Origin of the sequence: Vandammella animalimorsus (assembly GCF_002285265.1) — a bacterium.
Taxonomy (GTDB): Bacteria; Pseudomonadota; Gammaproteobacteria; order Burkholderiales; family Burkholderiaceae_C; genus Lampropedia.
The window spans coordinates 622,358-639,883 of sequence record NZ_NSJB01000001.1; the positions used below are offsets into that span (position 1 = coordinate 622,358).

General features: G+C 65.8%; 19 protein-coding genes. 14 read left to right on the forward strand and 5 right to left on the reverse strand.

Going from position 1 to position 17,526, the window contains the following annotated elements:
• Positions 1-136 precede the first annotated feature (136 nt).
• Complete coding sequence (locus tag CK625_RS02660; RefSeq protein ID WP_238945463.1) at positions 137-1,702, forward strand: acyl-CoA synthetase; 1,566 nt, start codon at positions 137-139, stop codon at positions 1,700-1,702.
• 24 nt (positions 1,703-1,726) lie between these two features.
• Complete coding sequence (locus CK625_RS02665; RefSeq protein WP_095538688.1) at positions 1,727-2,485, forward strand: metallophosphoesterase family protein; 759 nt, start codon at positions 1,727-1,729, stop codon at positions 2,483-2,485.
• Positions 2,486-2,640: 155 nt separating this feature from the next.
• On the opposite strand, the gene CK625_RS02670 is transcribed toward CK625_RS02665, so the two are convergent.
• Entirely contained in the window at positions 2,641-2,886 is a 246-nt protein-coding gene (locus CK625_RS02670; RefSeq protein ID WP_095538689.1) for a glycine zipper 2TM domain-containing protein, read from the reverse strand.
• A gap of 380 nt (positions 2,887-3,266) precedes the next feature.
• On the opposite strand from CK625_RS02670, the gene CK625_RS02675 reads away from it, so the two are divergent.
• The 6 genes from CK625_RS02675 to CK625_RS02700 all read left to right on the forward strand — a co-directional run bounded on the left by CK625_RS02675 (position 3,267) and on the right by CK625_RS02700 (position 8,563).
• Positions 3,267-4,268 (forward strand): TRAP transporter substrate-binding protein, encoded by a 1,002-nt coding sequence (locus CK625_RS02675; protein WP_095538690.1) that lies wholly within the window; start codon positions 3,267-3,269, stop codon positions 4,266-4,268.
• Positions 4,269-4,451: 183 nt separating this feature from the next.
• Positions 4,452-4,952 carry a TRAP transporter small permease gene (locus CK625_RS02680; RefSeq protein ID WP_095538691.1) on the forward strand — a complete coding sequence of 167 codons (501 nt, stop codon included), beginning with the start codon at positions 4,452-4,454 and terminating at the stop codon, positions 4,950-4,952.
• Positions 4,953-5,005: 53 nt separating this feature from the next.
• Positions 5,006-6,280, forward strand: a complete 1,275-nt coding sequence (locus CK625_RS02685) for a TRAP transporter large permease (RefSeq protein WP_095538692.1) — start codon at positions 5,006-5,008, stop codon at positions 6,278-6,280.
• A 16-nt stretch (positions 6,281-6,296) separates the two neighbouring features.
• Positions 6,297-6,854, forward strand: coding sequence for a hypothetical protein (locus CK625_RS13545; protein ID WP_143326151.1), 558 nt, complete (start codon positions 6,297-6,299; stop codon positions 6,852-6,854).
• 205 nt (positions 6,855-7,059) lie between these two features.
• On the forward strand, positions 7,060-7,824 hold the full coding sequence (aat, locus tag CK625_RS02695; RefSeq protein ID WP_429001286.1) for a leucyl/phenylalanyl-tRNA--protein transferase: 765 nt from the start codon (positions 7,060-7,062) through the stop codon (positions 7,822-7,824).
• A gap of 7 nt (positions 7,825-7,831) precedes the next feature.
• Complete coding sequence (locus tag CK625_RS02700) at positions 7,832-8,563, forward strand: arginyltransferase (protein ID WP_095538695.1); 732 nt, start codon at positions 7,832-7,834, stop codon at positions 8,561-8,563.
• Positions 8,564-8,634: 71 nt separating this feature from the next.
• Here the strand turns inward: CK625_RS02700 and CK625_RS02705 are convergent, their stop codons facing one another.
• Both CK625_RS02705 and CK625_RS02710 read right to left on the reverse strand, forming a co-directional pair.
• Complete coding sequence (locus tag CK625_RS02705) at positions 8,635-9,459, reverse strand: alpha/beta fold hydrolase (RefSeq protein ID WP_095538696.1); 825 nt, start codon at positions 9,457-9,459, stop codon at positions 8,635-8,637.
• 27 nt (positions 9,460-9,486) lie between these two features.
• Positions 9,487-10,788 carry an O-acetylhomoserine aminocarboxypropyltransferase gene (locus CK625_RS02710; RefSeq protein WP_095538697.1) on the reverse strand — a complete coding sequence of 434 codons (1,302 nt, stop codon included), beginning with the start codon at positions 10,786-10,788 and terminating at the stop codon, positions 9,487-9,489.
• 217 nt (positions 10,789-11,005) lie between these two features.
• Here CK625_RS02710 and CK625_RS02715 point away from each other — a divergent pair, with 217 nt between their 5' ends.
• From CK625_RS02715 to CK625_RS02740, 6 genes are all read left to right on the forward strand, one after another.
• Positions 11,006-11,455, forward strand: a complete 450-nt coding sequence (locus tag CK625_RS02715) for a CBS domain-containing protein (RefSeq protein ID WP_095539047.1) — start codon at positions 11,006-11,008, stop codon at positions 11,453-11,455.
• Between the two features lie 104 nt (positions 11,456-11,559).
• Positions 11,560-12,441, forward strand: coding sequence for a sn-glycerol-3-phosphate ABC transporter permease UgpA (ugpA, locus tag CK625_RS02720; protein ID WP_095538698.1), 882 nt, complete (start codon positions 11,560-11,562; stop codon positions 12,439-12,441).
• A 10-nt stretch (positions 12,442-12,451) separates the two neighbouring features.
• Positions 12,452-13,303 (forward strand): sn-glycerol-3-phosphate ABC transporter permease UgpE, encoded by an 852-nt coding sequence (gene ugpE, locus CK625_RS02725; protein WP_095539048.1) that lies wholly within the window; start codon positions 12,452-12,454, stop codon positions 13,301-13,303.
• Positions 13,304-13,360: 57 nt separating this feature from the next.
• Positions 13,361-14,011: a glutathione S-transferase family protein gene (locus CK625_RS02730; protein WP_095538699.1), complete on the forward strand. Its 651-nt coding sequence runs from the start codon at positions 13,361-13,363 to the stop codon at positions 14,009-14,011.
• Positions 14,012-14,043: 32 nt separating this feature from the next.
• The gene (locus CK625_RS02735; protein ID WP_095538700.1) at positions 14,044-14,742 is read left to right on the forward strand and encodes a fumarylacetoacetate hydrolase family protein; all 699 of its coding nucleotides are present in this window, start codon (positions 14,044-14,046) and stop codon (positions 14,740-14,742) included.
• Between the two features lie 8 nt (positions 14,743-14,750).
• Positions 14,751-15,302, forward strand: a complete 552-nt coding sequence (locus CK625_RS02740; RefSeq protein ID WP_095538701.1) for an NUDIX hydrolase — start codon at positions 14,751-14,753, stop codon at positions 15,300-15,302.
• Positions 15,303-15,377: 75 nt separating this feature from the next.
• Here the strand turns inward: CK625_RS02740 and CK625_RS02745 are convergent, their stop codons facing one another.
• Together CK625_RS02745 and CK625_RS02750 are read right to left on the reverse strand one after the other, a co-directional pair.
• Positions 15,378-16,232: a TIGR03915 family putative DNA repair protein gene (locus CK625_RS02745; protein WP_238945464.1), complete on the reverse strand. Its 855-nt coding sequence runs from the start codon at positions 16,230-16,232 to the stop codon at positions 15,378-15,380.
• Complete coding sequence (locus CK625_RS02750; protein ID WP_095538703.1) at positions 16,229-17,491, reverse strand: putative DNA modification/repair radical SAM protein; 1,263 nt, start codon at positions 17,489-17,491, stop codon at positions 16,229-16,231. Before CK625_RS02750 ends, CK625_RS02745 begins: the two co-directional genes overlap by 4 nt.
• Positions 17,492-17,526: the final 35 nt, after the last annotated feature.

The following is a 17,526-nucleotide window of genomic DNA, read 5'->3' on the forward strand; positions in this document are numbered from 1 at the left end:
GGCGGCAGTGTTTTTTCGGCTTTCGGGCCGCGCGGGCCGGGGCCTGTGGCCATAATCGCAGGGCCCGGTGCGCGGCGCCATGCGCCTCATGGCCGGGCCTTCGTCAGCATTCCCAACAGCAAAGGAGATTCCATTCATGAGCACCCTGTCCCCCATCGTGCGCCGTCAAAGCGTGGCCGATGTGCTGCGCCGCACCGCACAGCGCCTGCCCGAGAAAACCGCCGTGATCTGCGGCGAGGTGCGCTGGAGCTATGCCGAGTTCGACGCGCTGGTCACGCGCGTGGCCGCGGGCCTGGCGCAGCGCGGCGTGGCCGCGGGTGACAAGGTGGCCGTGCTGGCGCGCAACTCGCACGGCTTTGCCGCGCTGCGCTTTGCGCTGGCGCGCCTGGGCGCGGTGCTGGTGCCCATCAACTTCATGCTCACCGCCGATGAGGTGGCCTACATCCTGCGCCATGCCCAGGCGCGCTGGCTGGCCACCGACAGCGGCCTGGCCAGCCTGGCCCAGGCGGCGGCCAAGCTCGATACCCAGGTGGCGCACTTCCTCTGGCTGCCCGCCGAAGACCCGGGCGAGCCTGTGGCCGGCATGACCACGCTGGACGAGCTGGCCGCCTGCACCGCGCCCCTGCCCGAGGGTGCCGGCCCCAGCAGCGACGGGCTGCTGCAAATCGTCTACACCAGCGGCACGGAGAGCCTGCCCAAGGGCGCCATGCTCACACACGACGCCGTGCTGTGGCAGTACGTCAGCTGCGTGGTCAATGCCGCCATTGCCGAGGATGACGTGCTGCTGCATGCGCTGCCGCTGTACCACTGCGCGCAGCTGGACGTGTTCCTCGGCCCGGCCATCTACATGGGCTGCACCAACCTCATCACCGCCAAGCCCACGCCCGACAACCTGCTGCCCATGATGGCGCGCCACGGCATCACCAGCTTCTTCGCCCCGCCCACGGTGTGGATTGCGCTGCTGCGCTCGCCGCTGTTTGACCAAACCGACCTGTCCAAGCTGGCCAAGGGCTATTACGGCGCTTCCATCATGCCGGTGGAGGTGATGAAGGAAATGGCGCGCCGCCTGCCCGATGTGCGGCTGTGGAACCTGTACGGCCAGACCGAGATCGCGCCGCTGGCCACCATCCTCGGCCCCGATGACCAGCTGCGCAAACCCGGCTCCTGCGGCCGCCCGGTGCTGAACGTGGAAACCCGCGTGGTCGATGACGACATGCAGGACGTGGCCGTGGGCGAAGTGGGCGAGATCGTGCACCGCTCGCCGCACCTGATGCTGGGCTACTTCAAGGACGAGGAGCGCACCGCCGCCGCGTTCGAGGGCGGCTGGTTCCACTCGGGCGATCTGGCCACCATTGATGAGGAGGGCTACATCAGCGTCGTCGACCGCAAGAAGGACATGATCAAGACCGGCGGCGAAAACGTGGCCAGCCGCGAGGTGGAGGAAATGATCTACCGCATGCCCGAAGTCAGCGAAGTGGCCGTGATCGGCCTGCCCGACCCGAAATGGGTGGAGGCCGTCACCGCCGTGGTGGTGCGCAAGGATGGCGCCGAGCTGAGCGAGCAGCAGGTCATCGACTTCTGCAACGCCCACATGGCGCACTTCAAAACGCCCAAGCGCGTGGTTTTTGCCGACAGCCTGCCCAAGAACCCCAGCGGCAAGCTGCTCAAGCGCCAGCTGCGCCAGACGATCAAAGCCGATTGAGCGCGGCTGCTGCATGGCCCTGCGATGAAGTTCGCCCTGCTTTCCGACATTCACGGCAATTTGCCGGCGCTGCAAGCCGTGCTGACGTGCTTGCGCGCGCAAGGCATCGCGCAGGTGGTGAATCTGGGCGACAGCCTCTCCGGCCCCCTGTGGCCGCTGGAGACGGCGCAATGCCTCATGCAGCAAGGCTGGCCCACGCTGGCGGGTAATCACGAGCGGCAACTGCTCAGCCTGCCGCCTGAGCGCATGGGCGCATCGGACGCATACGCGCACGCACAGCTCAGCCCGGCCGTGTTCGACTGGCTGCGCCAGCTGCCCGCCACCTTGCGCCCCGCGCCCGATGTCTTGCTCTGCCACGGCACGCCTGGCAGCGATCGGCATTATTTCTTGCACAGCATGGTGGCGGGCCGCATGCGCCTGGCCACAGCGCAAGAGATCGACGAACGGCTGGGCGGCGAACGCGCGCGCCTTGTGGCCTGCGGCCACACCCATTTGCCCGGCGTTCTGCAAACAGCCCACGGCCAGACCCTCGTCAACCCCGGCAGCGTGGGCCTGCCCGCCTATGACGATGACCGGCCCGAGCCGCATGTGGTCGAAAACGGCTCGCCCCATGCCCGCTACGCCGTGGCAGAGCGCCTGCCTGCCGCATCGGGCAGCGCCTGGGCCGTGACGCTGCATGCCGTGCCTTACGACCACGAAGCCGCCGCCCGCCAGGCCGAACGCAATGCCCGCCCAGATTGGGCCCATGCGCTGCGCACCGGGCGCATGCCGGCAGGGGCGTAGGCCGCCAGCGGCAAGGCCGATCCGGCCAGACGTGCGCTGCGCCCTGTTCAGCCGGGGCTGTTGAAAAAAACAAGCAATAAAGCAATAGGCAATGACGGTGTGCGGCCACTGCGCGCACCGGCTTTTCGGCTTCTGGCAGGCTGTGGCGGGCCCGCTCAGCGCCGGCGGCGCTGGCGGTCGCGGCCGAGCTGGTCGCCGACCACGCCGCCAATGGCTGCGCCGCCTACGGTGCCCAGCACGCCGCCATTGCTGATGGCCGCGCCGGCCACGCCGCCGATGGCTGCGCCGCCCACGGCGCTGCGTTCGCGCGAGCTCATGTTGTCCCAGGTCGCGCAGGCCGACAGGCCAAAGGCCAGGCTGGTGACGGCGATGACTTGGATGGCTTTTTCCTTGGGTTGCATGACTGCCTCCTGATGCAGATGACTCTGCCCATCGATTCAAGGCCTGAGCCCCGAATCACTCTGCGGAAAAGGGCTGCGCAGACAGACTTTGCCGCACGGCCCGGCGGAATGGGCGCAGCCTAACGGCCCCGGCGGCGCGGCGGCGCAAGCGTGGCGTTGCGGCTGTATCCAAGCGCTTCTGCCCTGTGGGGCCGCATGGCATTTGGTAACACTGCTTGCTTCGTTGTTGGGGGCATGAATCGGCAGTAAAGTCGCGGCTTTTTGGGAGGTCTGCACGAACCCCAAGGTGCACTCGGTGCATACGATGCACACGGCGCTGTGATTCGTGCAGGCCTTCCTTTGCGCTTTGTTCCCCCCTGGTGTTTTTCTGGAGATCCATCATGCACACCACACTTCGCCCCTTGCTGCGCTGGCTGGCCCCGGCGCTGATCGGCACGGCCGCCGCTGCAGCCAGCGTGCTGCCCAGCGCCGCGCTGGCGCAGACCACCTACAAGATGGCCTATGCGCTCTCGCAGCAATCGCACTACGGCGCAGCAGGCAATGCATTTGCCAAGACCCTGGAGGAAGGCAGCAGCGGCAAGTACAAGATCCAGCAGTTCGCCAACAGCGCGCTGGGCGGCGAGCGCGAGGTCATCGAGGGCCTGCAGCTGGGCACCATCGACATGGCCGTGCTCTCCACCGGCGCAACCATGAACTTCGTACCCGCCGCAGCGGTGTTTGACGTGCCCTTCTTGCTGCGCGATCTGGAGCACGCGCGCAAGGTGCTCGATGGCCCGATTGGCCAGGAGATGCTGGCCGAGTTCAACAAGCGCGGCCTGGTGGCCCTGGCCTGGGGCGAGCAAGGCTTTCGCCACCTGACCAACAACGTGCGCGCCGTGGCCTCGCCGGCCGATGCCAAGGGCCTGAAGATCCGCACCACCGAAAATCAACTGCACATTGCCGCGTTCCGCGCCATCGGCATCCTGCCCACGCCCATGGCCTGGCCGGAGGTTTCCACCGCGTTGCAGCAGGGCACCATTGACGGGCAGGAAAATCCGCTGTCGGTCATCACCTCGGCCAAGCTCTCGCAGGTGCAAAAGCACCTCTCGCTGACGGGCCACGTCTATGCGCCGGCGGTGATCATCGTCTCGCCCTCGGTGTATGAAAAGCTCTCCGATGCGGACAAGGCCTTGTTCAAGAAAGCGGCGGAAAACGCCGGCCAGGCGATGCGCGATTTCGTCTCCAACATTGAGAAGTCGGGCGTGCAGCAGCTCAAGGACGAGGGCATGCAAATCACCGAGGTGGACCGCAGCGCCTTCGAGAAAGCCGTGGAGCCGGCCTACAAGGACTACAACAAGCGCTTTGGCGCCGATCTGCTGCAGCGCATCCGCGACACCAAGTAATCTTGCTCCTGTCGGCAGCGCTCCATTGCTTGCGTGATAGTGCGTGATGCCATGGCGCGGGCCACCGCTGCCCGCGCCATGGCCCGCCGCTGCCGCACGCAGGCTGGGGCGCGTGCCCAGCCAAACCCATCGTCTGCCCCCTACCCCTGTTTGCCTTGCGCAATGCCCGCATCCCCTGCTGCCATGCCTGCCCTTCAAGCCATTGACCGCGCGCTATTCGGTCTTGTTTCTTTTCTGGCCCAGCTGCTGCTCTGGCTGGCCGTGGCCATGGGATTTTTCCAGGTCGTGGCGCGCTTTGTGCTGCATTCGCCGCTGGACTGGAGCGAGGTGCTCACGCGCGCGGCCATCATCTGGGTGGTGATGCTGGGCACGGCGCTGGCCTTTCGCAGCGGCACGGCCATTGCCGTGCAATTCCTGCACAGCCGCCTGCGCGGCCCGGCGCGCCGCTGGCTGGAGCACTTCATCGGCGCCACCTGCGTGGGCTTTTTGCTGTTTCTGGCCTGGATCGGCGCGCAAATCACCTACCGCGTGCGTTTTCAGAGCCTGGCCGGGCTGGAGATTTCCATCTCCTGGGTGTATCTGGCCATCCCGGTGGGCGCAGCGCTCTCGGCCCTGGCGGTGCTGCTGCACTGGCTGATGGCGCCGCAGGCCAGCCCAACGCCTGCCGAGCCCGCCCCGCTCTGAGCGCCTCCAAAGCATCCCCTATATCCCCAAGCCTCCAATCCCGAAAGCGCGCCATGTCGCAGTTGATGATCGTCACGATGCTGATTTTCTTTGCCCTGTCCCTGCCCGTGGCAGTGGCCATTGGGTTGTCCAGCATCACCGGCATTGCTTACGCCGGGGTCAATTGGCTGGTCATGCCGCAGCAAATCTTTGCCGCGCTGGACAAATTCCCGCTGATGGCCATCCCGTTCTTCATCCTGGCGGGCAATCTGATGGAGGCCGGCGGCATCTCGCAGCGGCTGGTGGACTTCGCCAAAAGCCTGGTGGGCCGCGTGCAAGGCGGCATGGCCATCACCTGCGTGCTGACCTGCATGATCTTTGCCGCCGTGGCTGGCTCCAGCGTCGCCACCACCTTTGCCGTGGGCAGCATCCTGATTCCTGCGCTGGTGCGCCATGGCTATCCGGCGCCATTCGCCGCCTCGCTGCAGGCCACCTCAGCGGAGCTGGGCGTGATCATCCCTCCCTCGGTGCCGATGATTCTGTACGCCGTCTCCACCGAAACCTCCACCGGCGAGGTTTTCATCGCCGGCATCCTGCCCGGCCTGCTGCTGGGCGCGGCGCTGATTGCCTACGCCTGGTTCTACGCCCGCCGCACCGGCCTGGGCCGCAACGACGGCCAGGGCAGCATGCCCGTCTGGGCCGCGTTGCGCCGCGCCTGGCTGGCGCTGCTGATGCCCACCATCATCCTCGGCGGCATCTACGGCGGCGTATTCACCCCTACGGAGGCCTCGGTCGTGGCCGTGGTCTATGCGCTGGTGCTCAGCTTGTTCGTCTACCGCAGCATCGGCCTGCGCGCGCTGGGGCCGGTGTTTCATCGCGCCGTCACCGGCACGGCCGTGATCATGTTCATCATCGCCAACGCCGGCGTATTCAGCTTTTTGCTCAACCGCGCCGGCGTGCCCGATATGCTGGGCCGGTGGCTGGGCGGCCTGTTCGAGAGCAAATACCTGTTCCTGCTGGGCATCAACCTGGCGCTGTTCGTGATTGGCATGTTCATCGAGACCTCGGCCTCCATCGTCGTGCTCGCTCCGCTGCTGCTGCCTGTGGCGGTGCAGTTCGGCGTCGATCCGGTGCATTTCGGCATCATCATGATCGTCAACCTGGCGCTGGGCATGGTCACGCCGCCCATGGGCGTGAACCTGTTTGCCGCCTGCGCCATCGCCCGCGTCTCGCTGGAGCAGATCGTGCGCCCGCTGCTGCCGCTGGTGGGCGTGGTGCTGGCCTGCCTGGCCATCATCACCTACGTGCCACAGCTGTCGCTGCTGCTGCGCGACCTGGCTTATTCATAAAGTGCAGGCACCCCGTATGAAAACGGCAATTCTTTCCATGTCAGCGGCCTTGATGGCATGCGTTGCATGGGCACAGCCCGATGGCAATGAATATGCCACGATGGATGAAGGCCTGGCCCGTATTGGCATCACGCCTGAAAAACTCAAAAAAGAAGCTATTGCAAGCCAAATATTGCTTGCGATGAAGGCGCATATAGAAAATCAAAATCCTGATGCTTATGGTGGCGCATGGGTCGGTCAAGATGAAAACGGAAATCCTTATCCGATCATTGCCATCAAGCAATCGCTGCGCAAAAATATCGGTCTTAAAAATGAAGAAGGCATTGTCTTCGTAGAAGTCAAATTCAGCTGTAAAGAGCTGCAAGAAGCACAGCAAAGAATCACGCAAGCCCTAATGCCTGCCGACTACCATCAAGCAGCAGCTCTTAGTGTTGGAATCATGGTCGAATTGAATCGAGTGAAAATCACTATCAAACCAGATCATGAAGAAGAAGCCTTGCGCAGACTAGGAAAATTGAGACTCCCTGTTGGCATCTACACGATTGTCATTGCGAATGGCAGCATAGATGGTTAATAAAAAATTACTCTGGAAGCACTAGGGGTTGTTGAGATTTGATTTTGCGAAGCGGCTTTTCGAGACAAACCTCATATGCAAGGCGAAAACGCGCGCAAAGCAAGAACACCTGGCAAGCGTTTTCAATGCAGCGACTGCACAGTTTTTGACCGAAAACACCGCAGGAACACTGAGTCTCAACAGTCCCTGCACCGTGCCGTGAAGGATGCCAATGACAGAACACACGCGCCAAGCCTTTGCATTTTTGCAGCCGGGCGATCCCTTCCCCGCCTATGGCTCGGTCAGTGAGGAGCTGGGCCCGCTGGCCGTGGGCGGGGATTTGCAGCCCCAGACGCTGCAGGCCGCCTACCGTCAGGGCATCTTCCCGTGGTTTTCCGCGCCGCCCATCCTGTGGTGGTCGCCCGATCCGCGCATGGTGCTGCAGGTGCAGGACTTTCGGCTGCACACCTCGCTGCGCAAAAGCATTGCCCGGCTGCTGCGCGCGCAGCGCCTACAGGTGCGTGTGGACAGCGCCTTTGGCACGGTGCTGCGCTGCTGCGCCAATGTGGCGCGGCCCGGCCAGAGCGGCACCTGGATCGTGCCGCAGATGCAGCAGGCCTATGAGCGGCTGCACCAGGCCGGGCTGGTGCACAGCGTGGAGACCTGGCTGGACGGCGAGCTCGCCGGCGGCCTGTACTTCGTCAACATCGGTCAGGCGGTGTTTGGCGAATCCATGTTCGCGCTGCGCAGCGATGCCTCGAAAATCGCCCTGGCCGCGCTGGTGGCCATGTGCCGCGCGCACGGCCTGCCGATGATCGACTGCCAGCAAAACACTGCCCATCTGGCCTCGCTGGGCGCGCGCGAGATGCGCCGCGCGCAGTTTCTTGAGCAGCTCGCACCCCTGGTGCAGCAGCCCGCGCCGTGCTGGCAGTTCAGCGATGCGCTCTGGGCGCAGCTGCCGCAGTGGCCCCAGCGCGATCTTCTTCAATAGGGGCCAGATGAACCAGCGCCGCCCTGCCCTGCAGCTGTACGCCACGGCACCCTACCCGTGCAGCTATCTGCCTGGGCAGATGGCGCGCTCGCAGGTCGTCAGTCCGGGGGAGTTGGTCGGCGCGCCGGTGTACGACCAGTTGATCGCCCAGGGCTTTCGCCGCAGCGGCATGTTCACCTACCGCCCGCATTGCGACCATTGCCAGGCCTGCCAGACGCTGCGCATCCCCGTGGCGCAGTTCCGCCCCAATCGCAGCCAGCGCCGCACCTGGCAGCAGCACCGCCAGCTGTCGGTGCGCGTCATTCCGCCGCTGCTGCAGCCCGAGCACTTCGCGCTCTACCAGCGCTATCTGCAACAGCGCCACGGCGACGGCCAGATGGAACACGACAGCCCAGCGGACTATGAGCAGTTCCTGCTGCGCAGCCACGTACACACGCGCTTGCTGGAGTTCTCCAGCATTGATCCGTCCGGGCAAGAGCCGCCGCAACTGCGCATGGTCAGCGTGGTCGATCTGCTCGGGCACGGCATCTCCGCCGTTTACACCTTCTACGACGCGGCCAGCGCCAAGGGCCTGGGCACCTGGGCCATCCTCTGGCAAATCCAGTGGGCGCGCCAGCTGGGCCTGCCCTATCTGTACCTGGGATATTGGATTGCCGCCTGCCCCAAGATGGCCTACAAGGCGCGCTTTATGCCCCATGAAGTGCTCATCGCTGGGCGCTGGCAGCGGGTTGATGGATAAAGGGCCGCGAAGGCCCTATCCCTATCGCCTCCTATCGCCTGCGCGCCCGAAAGCGCGCACCAACGGCCGGTTCAGGGCGCTTGCAGAAAGCTGCGCATGGCCTGCAGCGTGGCCTCTGGCGCTTCGGTCATCAGGTTGTGGCCCACGTCGATGCTGGCCGTTTGCAGCGCCACGCCCGCTTGCTGCGCGGCCTGCACCAAGGGCTTGGCCGCGCGCGCCGGGGTCATCTGGTCCTGGCTGCCGCTGAGGATCAGCACCTGGGCCTTGACCTGGGCCATGGCCTCAGGCCCGCCTTCATAGCTGTCGCAGGCCACGAAGCCTTTGTGGAAGATGTTCTCACGCGGGTTGCTGCGCAGCACGCGTCGGCCCAGCGCCATGCCCATGCCGTAGGGCCAGGTGCCCGGCCCCAGCGCCGAGGGCGGCGGCGCCAGCGTGCTGCGCGAGAACACGTTGACCAGGTGCATGGCTTTCTCCGGCGCGTTCTGCGACAGCTCCAGCAGCGCGGGCGAGACGCGCATGGGCGCGGCCGTGCCCAGCAGCAGCAGTTTGCTCACCCGCGCGCCCAGCTGGGCCGCAGCCTGCAGCGCGATCAGCGAGCCAAAACTGTGCCCAGCCAGCGCCAGTGGCGCATCGTCCAGCGTTTGCACCAGGGCGGCGATGGCGTCGGCGGCTTGCTGTACGCTGGCGGGCGCCTCGCTGGCGGCGCTGCGGCCATGGCCGGGCAGGTCGATGGCCAGCACGTTCCAGCCGTGGTGTGCAAACCAGCGACTTTGCAGCGCCCAGACGCTGTGGTCATTGAGCACGCCGTGGATCAGGATCAGCCAAGGCTGGCCCGGCTTGTGGGTCGTGCCGCCGGTGTAGGCATAGAGCGGATGGCCATTGAGGGAGATCTGCATTTGTATCGCTCCTTGTCCTGGTTTTTCTTATGCAGCGGCTTTCTCCGCCGCTTTCAGGGCGCGCTTGAGGTCGTCGATCAGGTCATCGGCCTCCTCCAGCCCGATGGACAGGCGGATGGTGCCCTGGGTGATGCCCGCGCCGGCCAGGGCGGCATCGTCCATGCGGAAGTGGGTGGTGCTGGCCGGGTGGATGACCAGCGAGCGGCAATCGCCCACGTTGGCCAGGTGGCTGAAGATTTTGAGCGCATCGACGAACGCCTTGCCCTGGGCGCGGCTGCCTTTGAGATCGAAGCTGAACACCGAGGCCACGCCACGGGGCAGCAGCTTTTGCGCCAGCGCATGGCTGGGGTGGCTCTCCAGCAGCGGGTGGCCCACGCGCTCGACCATGGGGTGGCTGGCCAGGAACTGAACCACTTTTTCCGTGTTGGCGATGTGGCGCTGCATGCGCAGCGACAGGGTTTCGATGCCTTGCAAAATCGTCCAGGCGCTGTGTGGGCTCAGCGCCGCGCCAAAGTCGCGCAGGCCCTCGCGGCGCGCGCGCAGCAAGAAGGCGCCGGCGGTGGCCTCCTCGCTGAAGACCATGCCGTGAAAGCCCTCGTAGGGCTGGGTCAGCTCAGGGAACAGGCCGCTGCCATCCCAATCGAAAGCGCCGCCATCGACGATCACGCCGCCCACCACGGTGCCGTGGCCGCAGAGGAATTTGGTGGCCGAGTGGTAAACCAGATCGGCCCCCAGCGCCAGCGGCTGCATCAGATACGGCGTGGTGAAGGTCGAATCCACCAGCAGCGGCAGGCGCGCGGCGCGGGCGATCTCGGCCACGGCGGGCACGTCCAATACGTCCAGGCCGGGGTTGCCCACGGTTTCGCCAAACAGCAGCCGGGTGTTGGGGCGGATGGCGGCGCGCCAGGCGTCCAGATCGCCCGGATGCACGAAGGTGGTTTCAATGCCAAAACGGCGCAGCGTGTAATTCAGCAGGTTTTGCGAGCCGCCGTAGATGGCGCTGCTGGCCACGATGTGCCCGCCCGCACCCATCAGCGTGGCAATGGCCAGGTGCAGCGCGGCCTGGCCGCTGGCCGTGGCGATGGCGCCCGCGCCGCCTTCGAGCGCGGCCATGCGCTGCTCCAGCACTGCCGTGGTGGGGTTGCTGATGCGCGAATAGACGTGGCCGGCGCGCTCCATGTTGAACAGCGAGGCGGCGTGCTCGGAGGATTCAAAGACGAACGAGGTGCTCAGGTGCAGAGGCACGGCGCGCGCGCCAGTGCTCGCATCGGGCGCGGCGCCTGCGTGCAATGCCAGGGTGTCAAAGCCGGGATCGCTGTAGCCTGCCATGGGGTTGGTCTCCTGTTATTGGTTAAGAACCTGCTCAAAGGAAGGGTTGCGGGCAGCGCACCAGAAGCGCCCGCCAAGGGCGGCCCTTGGGCTGCGAGGGCGCTATTGTGGGCTATATTCCACGCCTGATTGGCGCAGGCCGGGCGCTTGTTGTCGCCCATGCCGCAGCTTGGCAGGCCGCAGCGCCCAGCACGACAAAACCCAGGAGACCCCGCGCATGAAAGTCAGCGATATTCTCAGAGTCAAAGGCAATACCCTGTACACCGTGCGCGCCGATGAAGCCTTGAGCGTGGCCGTCGAGACCATGGCCGAGCGCGACATCGGCTCCCTGGTAGTGGTCGAGCACGGCGAGGTGGTCGGCATTCTGACCTTCCGGGAGGTCATCCTGGCCATGGTGCAACACCGTGGCGCGCTGGACAAGGTGACGGTGCGCGCGCACATGGACGAGTCGCCCATGAGCTGCACGCAACAGACTTCACTGGACGAAGTGCGGCGCATGATGCTTGACCGCCATGCGCGCTATATGCCGGTGATCGACAACCGCATGCTGATGGGCGTGATCAGCCTCTACGACGTGGCCAAGACCGTGGTCGACAGCCAGAACCTGGAGAACAAGCTGCTCAAGGCCTACATCCGCGATTGGCCTGAGGAGGACGCCAGCGCCTGATCGACTGCATTGCCTACACGCCTTGCCCGCTGCGGCCAGGCGCCTTTTGCCCCATACCCGCGCCATGAGCAGCGCGGGTTTTTTTGAACGTTTGATCGCTTCGCATGGAAAAACGGGTTTTGTTCCGCTCGACCTGGTTGCCCTGGGTCCTGCTGGCGCCGCAGATGGCGGTGATTCTGATCTTTTTCTTCTGGCCTGCCGGGCAGGCGCTGGTGCAGTCCTTCCAGATGGAGGACGCCTTTGGCTTCTCACGCGAATGGGTTGGGCTGGAGAACTTCCGCCGCCTGTTCAATGATTCGAACTACCTGGCCTCGTTCCGCATCACGGCGGTGTTTTCTGTGCTGGTGGCCGTCACTGGCATCGGCCTGTCGCTGCTGCTGGCCGTTTTTGCCGACCGCATCATCAAAGGCGCACTGGTTTACAAAACAGCGCTGTTGCTGCCCTACGCCGTCGCGCCGGCCGTGGCCGGCGTGCTGTGGCTGTTCATGTTCTCGCCCAGCCTGGGGGTGGTGGCCTACCTGCTGGAGCAGGCCGGCATGCGCTGGAACCACCTGCTCAATGCCAACCACGCCATGGCGCTGATCGTCATGGCCGCAGTCTGGAAGCAAATCTCCTACAACTTCCTGTTCTTCCTGGCCGGGCTGCAGGCCATCCCCAAATCGCTGCTCGAAGCGGCCGCCATCGACGGCGCCGGCCCGCTCAAGCGTTTTCTGTCCGTGCAGTTCCCGCTGCTCTCGCCCACCACCTTCTTCCTGCTGGTGATGAACGTGGTCTATGCCTTCTTCGACACCTTCGCCATCGTCGATGCCACCACAGAGGGCGGCCCCGGGCGCGAAACCGCCATCCTGGTCTACAAGGTCTATTACGACGGCTTCAAGGCGCTGGACATGGGCAGCTCGGCTGCGCAATCGGTGGTGCTGATGGTCATCGTCATCGCGCTGACCGTGATCCAGTTCCGCTACGTCGAGAAAAAAGTGCAGTACTGATATGTTGACCATCGTTGAACGCCGCCCGATGCTGACCATCCTGGCCCATGCAGTGATGCTGCTGGGCATTGCCGTGGTGGGCTTTCCGCTGTATCTGGCCTTCGTCGCCTCGACCCACACGGCGCAAGACATCGTGCAGGCGCCCATGCCGCTGCTGCCCGGCGGCAATTTCTGGGAAACCTACAAAACCGCCCTGCTCGGCGGCGGCGAGGGCGCTGGCTCGACCGCGCCGGTAGCGCGCATGATGTGGATCAGCTTCGTCACCGCCATGGTCATCGCCGTGGGCAAGATCGCCATCTCGCTGCTCTCGGCCTTTGCCATCGTGTATTTCCGCTTCCCGCTCAAGGGGCTGTTCTTCTGGCTGATCTTCGTCACGCTGATGCTGCCGGTGGAAGTGCGCATTGGCCCGACTTACCAGGTCATCTCCGACCTGGGCATGCTCAACAGCTACGCCGGCCTGACCATCCCGCTGATTGCCTCGGCCACGGCCACCTTCCTGTTCCGCCAGTTCTTCCTGACCGTGCCCGATGAGCTGGTCGAGGCCGCGCGCGTCGATGGCGCCGGGCCGATGCGCTTTTTCAAGGACGTGCTGCTGCCTCTGTCAAAGACCAGCATTGCCGCGCTGTTCGTGATCCAGTTCATCTACGGTTGGAACCAATACCTCTGGCCCCTGCTGGTGACCACCTCCGAAGACATGTACCCCGTGGTCATTGGCATCAAGCGCATGATCGCTGGCGGCGATTCGGGCAACCAGTGGAACGTGGTCATGGCCACCGCCATTCTGGCTATGCTGCCGCCTGCGCTGGTGGTGGTGCTGATGCAGCGCTGGTTCGTCAAAGGCCTGGTGGATACGGAAAAATAACGCGCAAAAATAACGCGCGCCCACGGCCTTGCCGCCCCCATTCTTGCTGGAGCCCCCATGAGCACCCTGACCCTGTACTCCGCCCCTGGCACCTGCGCTCAGGCCACGCACATCGCCTTGCTCGAGGCGGGCGCACCCTTTGAGCTGGTGCAACTGGACTTCACCCAGCAAGCCCAGCGCAGCGCTGCCTATCTGGCCCTCAACCCCAAAGGCCGCGTGCCCGCGCTGCAAACCGAGCAAGGCCTGCTGACCGAAACCCCGGCGCTGCTGGCCTACATCGCGCAGCGCTTTCCTGCCGCGCGTCTGGCGCCGCTGGGCGACGCCTTCGCCTTTGCCCGGCTGCAGGAGTTCAACAGCTACCTGGCCAGCACCGTGCATGTGGCCCACGCCCACGGCCGACGCGGCGCGCGCTGGAGCGACGATGCCGCCGCCCACGACAGCATGCGCGCCAAGGTGCCGCAGAACATGCGCGAGGCCTTTGCCTACATCGAGGCGCACTACCTGCCAGAGGGCAGCGACTGGGCGCTGGGGCAGGACTACAGCGTGGCCGATGCCTACCTTTACACCGTCACCGGCTGGCTGCCCAGCGACGACGTGGCCATCGAGGAATTTCCCAAAGTCGCCGCCCACTACGCGCGCATGAGCGCCCGCCCGGCCGTGCAGCAAGCCCTGGCCCAGGCCAAGGCCTGCACGCCCCGGCTGCTTTGAGCCTTTCGTCCCTGCCCTGCCCCAAAGCCACCATGAGCTTTCTCTTCCCCGCCCCGGCCACCCCCAGCGTGGCCATCCTCGGCCAGGCCGAGCGCTTTCCCGTGCACCGCATCTACTGCGTGGGCCAGAACTACGCCAAGCACGCCCAGGAAATGGGCGCCAGCGGCCGCAAGCCGCCGTTCTTCTTCCTCAAGCCCGCCGATGCCATCCTCAGCGTGGCCGAAGGCGGCCTGGTGGGCCAAATGCCCTACCCCAGCCTGACCGAAGACCTGCACCACGAGGTCGAGCTGGTCGCCGCCCTGCACCGAGGCGGGCGCGACATCCCCGTGGCCCAGGCGCTGGAGCACGTCTGGGGCTACGCCGTGGGCCTGGACATGACGCGCCGCGACCTGCAGGCGCAGCAGAAAAAAGCCGGCCGCGCCTGGTCCATCGCCAAGGGCTTCGAGCACAGCGCGCCCATCGGCCCCATCGTGCCCAAGGCCCAGGTCGGCGCCATCGAGCAGGCCAGCATCGAACTGGACGTGGACGGCCAGCCGCGCCAGAGCGGCAACACCACCGAGATGATCTGGAGCGTGGCCGAAGTCATCGCCACCCTCTCCAAGGCCTGGGAGCTGCAACCGGGCGACCTGATCTTCACCGGCACGCCCGCCGGCGTCGGCCCCGTGCTGCCTGGCCAGCAGATGCAGGCGCGCATCGCCGGCCTGCCCGAGCTGCGCGTGATGGTGCTTTAAATACCGCCATGACGACACCGCGCCACCTGATCCGCTTCTGCCGCGCCTGCGGCCAGCCTGTAGAGCACCGCGTGCCCGACGATGGCGACACCCGGGTGCGCGCCGTCTGCCCGGCGTGCCACACCATCCACTACCTGAATCCGCTGAACGTGGTCGGCACCATCCCCGTCTGGCAGGGCAAGGTGTTGCTGTGCCTGCGCAATATCGAGCCGCGCCGTGGCAAGTGGACGCTGCCGGCCGGCTTCATGGAGCTGGACGAAACCACCGCCCAGGGCGCGGCGCGCGAAACCCGCGAGGAAGCGGGTATTGAAGTCGCGCTGGGCCCACTGTTTTCCATCATCAGCGTGCCACGCGTGGGCCAGGTACACCTGTTCTACCAGGCCGCCATGCACGGGCCCGAAGTCGCCCCCGGCCCGGAAACCCAGTGCGCGCAGCTGTTCGCCGAGGACGAAATCCCCTGGGATGAGCTGGCCTTTCACACCACGCGCCTGACCCTGCAGCGCTTCTTCGCCGACCGCCAGGGCGGCCGCTTCGGCCTGCACGACCTGGTGATCGAATAGCCCGCCTTGCAGCGTTCAAGCGCCCGAGGCTGCAGATGCACTGGGCGCGGCGCTGCGACGCGTGCCGGGCATCCATCACGCTGGCGGTTTGCCAATGCGGCGCTTGGGCGGCTGCCACTGGCGCTCGGTCATGGCCTGCACCCGCGCGCCAGCCTGGCCAATCAGCTGGGGCAAGAGCTGCGCCTCGGGCAGCAAATGCCAGTATTTCTGCGGCATCTCCTGGCGCATCATGCGCGGGTTCAGGCGCGCGGGGTTGAAGATGTGCGCGTAATAGGTCTGCCACAGCGCCTCGCCCGGATCCTCGCCGGGCGCGGCCGCGCGCTGCGCGCCGGGGCCGTATTGCAGCTGCGCGCCATCCCAGGCGGCGCTGCGGTACGGGGTCAGCAGGCACCAGCGCATGCCGGCAAAGCGCCGGGCAAAGAATGGCGCCACCCGATCGACGATCCAGTGCTCGGGCTCGAACCAGGCCACAAAGGCATCGGCCTGCCCGGGCAGCTCGCGAAAGCGCACAAAGGCCTTCATCTTGTGCACATCGCGGCGCACCGCCTGCGCCAGCCGCAGGGCGCGATGCACGTCCGGGTCCGTCACTCTGCCGAGCAAGCCACGCTCGCCCGAGGCCAGCCGCCACAGCAGCCGGTACAGCAGCGCAAAGCGCTGCGGCTCGCGGTGGCACAGCACCTGCATGGCCAGTGCCAAAAAGCCCTTGGGCACATGGGGCGCAGGCCGCTGCGCGGGGGCTTGCTCCACCGCCGGGGCGGCGATCAGGCTGGCTTCATCGCCGGCCAGCCAATCCAGCGCCTCGGGCGCGATGGCCGCGCACCAGGCCTGGCGGGCCTGGGCGCGCCAGGCATCAAGCGACCATGGCGGCGCCACCCGCGCCTGCCAGTGGCCCATGCCATGCCCTATGCCATGGCCCATGTCATGGCTCATGCGAACAACTCCCCCTGCCGGGGCTTGGGCGTGAGCCACTGCCGCAGCGCCGCAGGATCGTCCAACTGCCGCCGCGGATGGTGGTCGGGCAGCAGGATGAAGGGCAGCATTTTCTTCATCGGCGCGCGCAGCCGGGCGATGTCGGCCAGCCGCAAGGCGCCGCTGCGGCGGCTGGCGATGATGCGTTGCACATTGCGCACGCCCAGGCCGGGCACGCGCAGCAGCATCTCCTTGGGCGCGCGGTTCAGATCGACCGGAAAGCGCTCGGGATGGCGCAGCGCCCAGGCCAGCTTGGGGTCGATGTCCAGATCGAGCATGCCATCGCTGCGGGCATCGGCAATTTCGTCGACCTCGTACTGGTAAAAGCGCAGCAGCCAATCGGCCTGGTACAGGCGGTGCTCGCGCAGCAAGGGCGGGGCCTTGGCTGGCAGGCGGCGCGAGGCATCCGGGATCGGGCTGAAGGCCGAGTAATACACCCGGCGCAACTGGTAATCGCCATACAGCCGCGCGCTGGTGCGCAGGATCTGCGCGTCGTTGGCCGCATCGGCGCCCACGATCATCTGCGTGCTCTGCCCGCCCGGCGCAAAACGCGGCGCGCGCACCCCGGCCGGCCGGCCGGCCATGGCCCGCGCCTTGGGCGAGCGCGCCTGGCGCGCCTCATCAATGCGCCACTTCACCGCCCCCATGGCCTCGTGGATGCCGGCATGGGTTTTCTCCGGCGCCAGCTCGGCCAGCCCGGCCTCGGTGGGCAGCTCAATGTTGACGCTGAGCCGGTCGGCGTAGCGCCCGGCCTCGGCCAGCAGCGCATCGGAGCATCCGGGGATGGTCTTCAGATGGATGTAGCCGGCAAAGCGATGCTGCAGGCGCAGCCGCCGCGCAACTTCAATCATCTGCTCCATGGTGTAGTCACCTGAGCGGATGATGCCGCTGGAGAGAAACAGCCCTTCGATGTAGTTGCGCTTGTAGAAATCCAGCGTCAGCTTCACCAGCTCATCAATGGCAAAGCGCGCCCTGGGCACATTGCTGGAGACGCGGTTGACGCAGTAGGCGCAGTCGTAGATGCAGAAATTGGTCAGCAGCAGCTTGAGCAGCGAGACGCAGCGCCCGTCCGGGGTGTAACTGTGGCAGATGCCCATGCCCTCGGTGCTGCCGATGCCGCCGCTTTTGGCCGAATTGCGCTTGCCTGCCCCGCTGGATGCGCACGAAGCGTCGTACTTGGCCGCATCGGCAAGGATGGCGATTTTTTTGATGGTCTCCATGCGGGGATGTTAAGAAATAACTGCCCGGGGCGCAG